Genomic DNA, 7,140 nt, shown 5'->3' with positions numbered 1-7,140 from the left:
TGCCTATGACTTCCCTAACGGCACTTTCGACTGTTGCTTTTACTGTTTCTTCAGGTCTTTGTACGTTAAAAATAAAATCTTCAAGATTATTAATATGCCACATTACGTCACAATTTAAAGCAACGATATTTTCATCACCGGTGAGCATTATACTTTCACCGGCAATATTTTTAGTATTATCGCCACCGCTACGCAGAGAGCTATTTGTACGATAACCAATCTCAATCCGACGTGATTGTTTAACTTTCTCAACTATTATCTTTTCAAAAGGCGCCGGTAAATGATAATTAAGCCCGGGGTAGCCCTTACGCACAAAACGCCCAAATCTTATTACCGCTGCTTCTTCGCCTTCTTTTATTTCATAAATACCCGAAGCGAGCCATAAAGCAACCACTGCGACAACAGCTAAAATTATTGTTTTAGCATTGAAATTAAACGGGAATTGAAATTGATCAAAATTAAATTGAGTTTTACGCGGTCTTGTGAATATGTTATCTTCTTTATCAGAATCAAAATCCTTCCATGGGGATTTTTTTAAAATTGAGATATATTTTTTATTAAGCATTTGCTTTGTTGTTTTATATTATTTTAAAGATGAGATAATTATATATATAATAGTATATAACGTCAAGTTACGAGCTTAAACAGCTTTAAAAAGGAAATTTAATTATGGCGAATTTACACCAACGACAAATTATAGATAAAACTCAGCATATTACCTTTAAAGATGGTACTTTTTTAAATGAAGTTATATCGGATATTATAATTAAAGGTAATAATATCGGTTTCTCAATAGATATATCAGGTAAAAACAAGTTAGAAGCCGAAGAAATTAGACTTAAGGCAATTAATAAACTTAACGAGATTTCGGAAGTAAATAAAATAACAATTGTTTTTACCGAAAGTAAACCGATTGAGAAAAAAGTTCAAAAACCAAAACATTTTGTAGAAAATGTAAAAAAAATTATCTTAGTAGCGTCAGGTAAAGGCGGAGTCGGAAAATCTACAATATCGGCTCTTATCGCTCAGCAGTTAAGTCTAGCAAATTACCGAGTCGGGATAGTAGATGCGGATATTTACGGTCCGTCAATTCCGCATATATTCGGCATTAACGAAGTACCGAAAACGAAAGATGGACGAATAATACCGGTACTTGCTCAAAGCATCGAAATTATGTCTATAGGCTTCTTCGTTAAAGACCGCTCGGCAATTATTTGGCGTGGTCCTATGGCGAGTAAGACTATTTATCAATTATTATCGGTAACAAAATGGGATAATTTAGATTATTTAATTATCGATATGCCACCGGGGACAGGTGATATTCATTTAAGTATACTAGAAAATTATCATTTAGACGGCGTAATAATCGTAACTACACCACAAAAAATATCAGAAATAGACGTAATACGTTCTATAGATTTATATCAAAAACTAAATTTACCTATTTTGGGAATAATTGAGAATATGAGCTATATGCTTAAAAATAATAGTGGCGGACATTTATCGCAAAAATATAATATACCACTAATCGCTCAAATTCCGATCACACCGCAAATAGCCGAGGCTTGCGATAAATCACTACCTCTAACAAACTTATTAACATTACCTTTAGAGAAGTATTTACAATGAAAATACACGTATTGGCAGATGATAGAACAGGCAACACCCATCAGGCTATTGCACTTGCTGAAAAATTAACGGAAGAATATACAACAATTAAGCTTGAATATAATTGCTTAGCTAAGCTACCGAACTTTTTACTAAAATATTATCCTATTCATATAAAAAGTGAGCTATTGCAGTATCTTTTGGATAAGTCCCCGCCTGATATGATAATTACCGCTGGAAGAAGAACGACAGTACTAGCATTTTATTTAAAAAAGAAATTTAAAGATATCAAGTTAATACAAATAATGCAGCCTAATCTTCCTTATAATGCATTTGATGCCGTTATTCTGCCTTATCATGACCAACATCATTGCGAAGCCACAAAGTGGCTGAAGCAATCTCAGAGCTTTTTTACTAGATTGCTTCGTCAATACTTCGTATTTCCTCGCAATGACGACTTTAAAAACATCATCCCCATCAACGGAGCTATCAACAACGTAACCGAAAAGTTCGCCGCGGCGAACTTGGAACTCCAAAAACATTATCCTAATCTTAAACAGTTTATTGCAGTGATAATAGGTGGGAATAATAAAAAATTTAATTTCCATGAAGATGAAGCAGTTTTATTTGCTTCATTATTAAATAAAATATATACTAATCAAAAAATACCTTTTTTCATTAGTTTTAGTAGACGTACACCACATACTGTAAAATCAATTATTAAAAATAATATGCCGTCCTCTACAATTATTTATGACCCGAACGAAGACGCAGGCTATAATCCTTATATAGCTATGCTCTCCAAGGCAAAATATATAATCTCTACGGCCGACTCGATCTCAATGTGCAGTGAAACAGCTTCAAGCGGCAAGCCTCTTTATATATTCTGCCCACCAAACTTTAATTCTTCAAAGCATAAGATTTTTATAAAGCAGTTAGTAGAACAGAAGATAGCAAGAATTTTTGATAAGTCGGCTATTGCTCTAGAAGAATATAGCTACAACCCCTTAAATGAAGCAGAAAGAGTAGCTGAAATTATTAAATCTTTAATCAAAAGCTGGTAATTATATGGGGATAAAGATATACAATCATATATATTCATTAATAAGCTAAAATCTTTACCGTTTGTCAACGAAATATGGCTTTTTGGCTCTCGTGCTAGAGGGGATAACGATGAGCGTTCCGATATTGATATTGCAATTATCTGCCCTAATATTACAGATCAAGAATGGCTAGAAGTTATGTCTATTATAAAGAATGCCGACACGCTTTTAAAAATAGATTGTGTAAGGTTTGAAAGTACTAAAATAAGCTCTGAACTTTATAAAAATATATTAAAAGAAAAAAAATTATATATGTCAAAAATAAACCTTAAACTTGAAAAATTTCGTAAAGCTTTTATGACGCTTGAAGATATTTATTTAAAACCGACAACAGAAGATAGGGCTTATATTGATGCCACTACACAAAGATTTGAATTTACTTTTTAACTCGCTTGGAAGTTTTTAAAAGAATATTTTTCTCAAAAAGGCACAGTTCTTCACTATCCTAAAGAAGTGATAAAGGAAGCTTTTGTTGCCGGTATTATAAATGATGAGAGTTTATGGATTTATATGCTTACTGATCGTAATATGACATCTCATACTTATGATAAAAAGCTTGCTGATAAAATATATAACCGAATAAGAAATTATGTTCCTGAACTTAAGGAATTACTAAATATCATTGATTTAAAGATTTAATAATACCTTGCAGAGTTTGGACTTCAGGGGAAGAGAGACTATTTATACGTGTAAATATATTAGTGATATTTTGTTGCATAGCAGGTTTTTTGTCGGGAGCCTTGAAGAATCCAGCTTTATCGAGTGTGCCGAATAAATTTACTAAAAAATGCTCTATTTCTTCTTTAGTAGCTAATTTTTGAATGTTATGTACATCCTCTCTGGGCGTAGAATTACGAAACAACTCATAGCATATAATAATAACCGCTTGAGCAATGTTTAATGAGCTAAATTCGTTTGTATTAATAGTGATAATCTTATTAGCAAATGTGATTTCTTCGTTGCTAAGCCCATTATTTTCCCGCCCGAACATTATCCCGACTTTTTCAGAATTTGGGTAATCTAAAGGTAAATTTTGTGAAAATACATAATCTTTATTCATAGCCCTTTTAATGCAAGTAGTAGCATATAAATATTCGAGGTCTTTAATGCTATCCTCTAGGCTATCAAAAATTTTTGCATGATCTATAATATTAACCGCTCCGACTGCATTACTACGTGCTTGCTCATTAGGCCAGCCGTCTCTTGGAGCTACGATTCTAAGCTCATTTAAGCCAAAATTCTTCATTGCTCTTGCAGTAGCACCGATATTCGCACCCATTTGCGGGGCAACTAATATTATTATTGGATTCATTTTAATAATTTTTTGTAACTAAGCAGGTATAGGCAATCGCTACGGCGTCAGCTTCATCGGAATTGGTAATTAAGGAAGTGCCAGGCAGCAAAAGCTTTATCATATGCAAAATTTGGTCTTTCTCTGCATGCCCATATCCTGTTACGGTTTTTTTTACCGTATTTGGTTTAAACTCTCGCATATCCAAATTATATCTACCGATCAGCGACATTATCGCCCCTCTAGCATATCCAAGCTTTAAAGAAGTCACGCTATTAGTATTAACAAATGTTTCTTCAATCGCTGCCATATTTGGTTGATATTCTAATATTACTTTTTCTAATGTACTATTAATAAAAGCAAGTCTATGATGAATTGCATCCTTACTATTTGTTCTAATAATACCACTAGCTAAATATTTCAACTGTGCGGCCTCCTTTGCCACTACTGCCCATCCAAGACTCCCAAGTGCCGGATCAATCCCAAGTATTATCATGATTATTTAATGTTATTTTTATTGGCATTATTATATGGCTTTTATGTCATTCCCGCTTTCGCGGGAATGACATCGAAAACCATCCAACAAAGCCTGTCAAGCCACAGGGTGACAGCTTTATATCTTCATATACTGATAAAATTCTTGATTATTCTCCCACAGCTCACGCACCTTAACGAATAAAAATAAATGAACAGGAAATCCAAAAAACCTCTCCATTTGCATTCGAGATTTTGCTCCTATTTCTTTGATTTTAGAGCCGTTTTTACCGAGTATTATAGTTTTATAGCTCTCTCTTGAAACTACTATAACTTGATTAATCTTTACGGATTTGTCTTTAAGCTCTTCCCATTTTTCGGTTTGTACGGTTAATTTATAAGGGAGTTCTTTCTGCAAATTTAAAAATAACTGCTCTCTTGTAATTTCTGCTGCAATAAAACGCATAGGTAAATCCGTTATGTCGTCTTCTGCATAAAGCCAAGGAGAAATTTTGGCCTTACTTGTTATATATTCAAGTAATCCATCAATATTTTTGCCTGATAAAGCAGATATAGGAAAAAGCAAGCTATCAGGATGATTTTCTGTTAAAAAAGCTTTAATGTCATTTAGATATTTTGATTCGATGTCTATTTTGTTCAATAACAATATCGGAACAATATTAAGTGAGCGAAGCTTATCTAAAATATTATGCGTTATATCATCAAACAACTTTAGACTATCAATAATTAACAGAACTAAATCCGCACTATGCAAACTAGACCACGCACATCTTACCATTGCTTTCTCTAAGCTCCCTTTCGGCTCAAATATACCGGGCGTATCGTATAAAATTACCTGCGTATCTTTTAAGGTAATAATACCGGTAATAATTGACCTAGTAGTTTGAACTTTTGGGGTAACGATTGAAAGCTTCTCACCGATTATTCTGTTTAATAAAGTTGATTTTCCGCTATTAGGTCGCCCGATTATACAAACCGATACCGTTTTCTGATTAGACATCTTCCCAAACTTCACTTCTAGAGGTAATTTAGACATCAATCCAGTACTCGCATCCTCGCTTACTAGTGTGTACGCTGCGGCAGCAAGTGCTTCCGTGTCTCCTTTAAATTCCTCTCTATAAGCTGGTTTGGCAAGATGTCTATTAGTCATTTTTAAGTCTATGCAATAAGCTTCGTGCTGCGTTTTTCTCTGCTTCTTTTATTGCGTGACCAGTGCCTGTTTGTTCATAATCTTTTACTTTTACAAGAACCGTAAAAGTCGATGAATGGGAGGCTCCTTCTCTTTTTATCAGACGATATATAGGTAGGTGATGATCACTAGCTTGAGCCCATTCTTGTAAAGCAGTTTTTGGGTCATAATCCGTTAAATTCTGAACTTTTATAAATTCTGCCCATAACTTCTCGATAATATCATGGGTTGTTTCAATATTGCTATCAAGATATATAGCTGCAATTAAAGCTTCCGTGGCATTTTCTATATTATTAAGATTATCACGCCCGCCTGCTACTTCTTCGCCATGAGTCATAATTATATAATTTTTTAAAGTAAGTTTAGCTCCAACCATGCATATTGTTTCTTTGCAAACCAAATATGATCTAATTTTAGCTAAATTCCCCTCATTATAATTTGCAAAATTTCTAAATAAAACTTCTGTGATTACTAAATTTAATATGGCATCACCTAGAAATTCTAATCGTTCATAATCTTTATCATCCTTGTACTTGTGATGTTGCCTTAAAGACGGGTGACTCAACGCCTCTATTAAAAGCTCTTTATTTTTGAAACTATAGCTAAGTAGCTTTTCTAACTTCGCAAATGATTCCATTACGCATCCGTGTTATAAAGATTTCTGAAAATTCGATTTAACCTAACAGATTCAATCCATGGCTTTAACTTTAGTACTAGATTAATAACTCCTATATCATTATCCCACCAAGTTATTTTTGTTGAGAACCAAATAAATTGTGCTTTAGCAATAAAATTTTCAAACGGTACAAATCCAAGATTTACTCTACTATCATTTGACTGATCTCTATTATCCCCTAAAAAGAAATATTTCCCTTCAGGTACATAAAAAACATCTGTATTACCGTATCTATCATTATATATAACACCACAAATAGGAGCAAGCTTATAAGAAAAATATGTTATACCGTTTGGCAGTGTTTCTTTAAACTTTAAATATTTTATTCCCTCTTCGCTTATATAAGTTCCAACTTCCGTGCGTTCTATTTTTTTGTCGTTAATATATATTACGTCATCAATCAATTGAATTTTATCGCCGGGTAGCCCTATTAAACGCTTTATATATCTAACACTCATATCGTTAGGCGGACGAAAAACTACAATATCGCCACGCTCCGGTTCACGAGCAAATATTCGCCCTTTAAAAAGAGGAATAAAATCAAAAAAAGATAAAGAATAATTACTATAACCATAACTATATTTCGTAGAAAATATATAGTCATTCTCAATTATGGTTGCTTTCATAGACCCGGTCGGAACGGTAAACGGCTCCATAATAAGTATTCTAATAAGTAAAGCGATACATATTACAAAAGCAAAAGACCCCCACTCTTGCTTAGCTGTTTTATTAGTGTTTGATTTTGTATTATCTGTTTGCATAATCTCTTAATTATTTA

9 protein-coding genes and 1 pseudogene are annotated in these 7,140 nt (G+C 33.3%); 4 read left to right on the top strand and 6 right to left on the bottom strand.

All coding sequences use genetic code 11. The features are described 5' to 3' along the window. Positions 1 to 565 (bottom strand): SPFH domain-containing protein (locus O6R16_RS02525; protein WP_499679875.1); only part of this gene is annotated, 565 nt, incomplete at its 3' end. Positions 566 to 669: 104 nt separating this feature from the next. Between O6R16_RS02525 and O6R16_RS02520 the strand changes: the two genes are divergently transcribed. The 4 genes and pseudogenes from O6R16_RS02520 to O6R16_RS02505 all read left to right on the top strand — a co-directional run. Beyond that, positions 670 to 1,629: an Mrp/NBP35 family ATP-binding protein gene (locus O6R16_RS02520; protein WP_499679874.1), complete on the top strand. Its 960-nt coding sequence runs from the start codon at positions 670 to 672 to the stop codon at positions 1,627 to 1,629. Next, the gene (locus tag O6R16_RS02515; RefSeq protein WP_499679873.1) at positions 1,626 to 2,672 is read left to right on the top strand and encodes a mitochondrial fission ELM1 family protein; all 1,047 of its coding nucleotides are present in this window, start codon (positions 1,626 to 1,628) and stop codon (positions 2,670 to 2,672) included. The genes O6R16_RS02520 and O6R16_RS02515 overlap by 4 nt, the downstream gene beginning before the upstream one ends. An 18-nt stretch (positions 2,673 to 2,690) precedes the next feature. After that, entirely contained in the window at positions 2,691 to 3,098 is a 408-nt protein-coding gene (locus O6R16_RS02510) for a nucleotidyltransferase domain-containing protein (RefSeq protein ID WP_499679877.1), read from the top strand. A 60-nt stretch (positions 3,099 to 3,158) separates the two neighbouring features. Next, positions 3,159 to 3,350: pseudogene (locus O6R16_RS02505) on the top strand (HI0074 family nucleotidyltransferase substrate-binding subunit); the annotation flags it as partial. On the opposite strand, the gene O6R16_RS02500 reads toward O6R16_RS02505, so the two are convergent. The 5 genes from O6R16_RS02500 to lepB all read right to left on the bottom strand — a co-directional run bounded on the left by O6R16_RS02500 (position 3,331) and on the right by lepB (position 7,123). Continuing rightward, a complete protein-coding gene (locus O6R16_RS02500; RefSeq protein WP_499679872.1) occupies positions 3,331 to 4,023 on the bottom strand; it encodes an RNA methyltransferase in 693 nt (230 codons plus the stop codon). The pseudogene O6R16_RS02505 and the gene O6R16_RS02500 overlap by 20 nt on opposite strands. Position 4,024: 1 nt before the next feature. Continuing rightward, on the bottom strand, positions 4,025 to 4,498 hold the full coding sequence (gene ruvC / locus O6R16_RS02495) for a crossover junction endodeoxyribonuclease RuvC (protein WP_499679871.1): 474 nt from the start codon (positions 4,496 to 4,498) through the stop codon (positions 4,025 to 4,027). A 117-nt stretch (positions 4,499 to 4,615) separates the two neighbouring features. After that, the gene (gene era / locus O6R16_RS02490; protein ID WP_499679870.1) at positions 4,616 to 5,647 is read right to left on the bottom strand and encodes a GTPase Era; all 1,032 of its coding nucleotides are present in this window, start codon (positions 5,645 to 5,647) and stop codon (positions 4,616 to 4,618) included. Beyond that, a complete protein-coding gene (gene rnc / locus O6R16_RS02485) occupies positions 5,640 to 6,323 on the bottom strand; it encodes a ribonuclease III (RefSeq protein WP_499679869.1) in 684 nt (227 codons plus the stop codon). Before rnc ends, era begins: the two co-directional genes overlap by 8 nt. Further along, entirely contained in the window at positions 6,323 to 7,123 is an 801-nt protein-coding gene (gene lepB / locus O6R16_RS02480; RefSeq protein ID WP_499679868.1) for a signal peptidase I, read from the bottom strand. Before lepB ends, rnc begins: the two co-directional genes overlap by 1 nt. Positions 7,124 to 7,140: the final 17 nt, after the last annotated feature.

This window comes from Candidatus Rickettsia tasmaniensis, assembly GCF_036857515.1.
Classification (GTDB): domain Bacteria; phylum Pseudomonadota; class Alphaproteobacteria; order Rickettsiales; family Rickettsiaceae; genus Rickettsia; species Rickettsia rickettsii.
Note: the sequence above shows the minus strand (reverse complement) of the source record. Positions and strands in the feature narration are given on the sequence as shown.